The 709-nt window shown below is 53.2% G+C and carries 2 protein-coding genes; both read right to left on the reverse strand.

Going from position 1 to position 709, the window contains the following annotated elements:
• A partial coding sequence (locus tag AB4Z23_RS27490; protein WP_441361186.1) for a DUF6998 domain-containing protein occupies nt 1–460 on the reverse strand: 460 nt, incomplete at its 3' end.
• Nucleotides 461–475: 15 nt separating this feature from the next.
• Nucleotides 476–709 (reverse strand): PAN domain-containing protein (locus tag AB4Z23_RS27495; protein WP_441361187.1); only part of this gene is annotated, 234 nt, incomplete at its 5' end.

The following is a 709-nucleotide window of genomic DNA, read 5'->3' on the forward strand; positions in this document are numbered from 1 at the left end:
CAACGGGACGTTCTTCGCGCGTTGCCCGTTTGATCAGATAGACAAGCTTGCTACCCTGTTCCCGCATTAGTTGACGAGCCGTTTCCACTTGCGCGTCCAAAAGCTCTTCCACCGAGACGTCTTTTTCGTCATCGATGTTGACCCGGAGGACCATCACGCGATCCACATGATTAAACGTGTTCAGATTGAAATCGACGTGAGTGGAGCTGGTAATGGTTTTGACCGATATTCGTTCATTTGAAGCGGACACTACGTCATAGCCCCGCTGATTGGTATCGAGGGCCATCTGACCACGAGTAATCATCGCGGCGTAAAGTTCGCCAATGCGCCCAGTCAGGTGATTGAGCTCGCCGGGGCTAACACCCCAGCTGATTTCCTTCTCGAACCAAGATAGCGCTTCGGCAAGCGACTGGATTATCTGGACTTGGGTGAGTGTTGGTCGGTCGGTTACAGCAAGCATGCTCTTGTTTCCGTTTCAGTCCAAGCTGATGATCTTGGCAGGTGCAAACCGTTCCAGCTTTTTCAATCCGGATACCATTCCTTTGCCCGGCATGGGTGTTCCGACCGCGCCTTTCAGCCAACATTCTTTCTTCGGCTTGATATAGGTAAAGGCCACGCACTGCTTCTCGTCGATGCACGCCAGACGACATTCCAGAGGAGTTCTCGCCGAACGCTCTGGACGCCGGGATAAATCGCCACCGGGTAGATC

Origin of the sequence: Agrobacterium sp. MCAB5 (assembly GCF_052114365.1) — a bacterium.
Lineage (GTDB): Bacteria > Pseudomonadota > Alphaproteobacteria > Rhizobiales > Rhizobiaceae > Agrobacterium > Agrobacterium tumefaciens.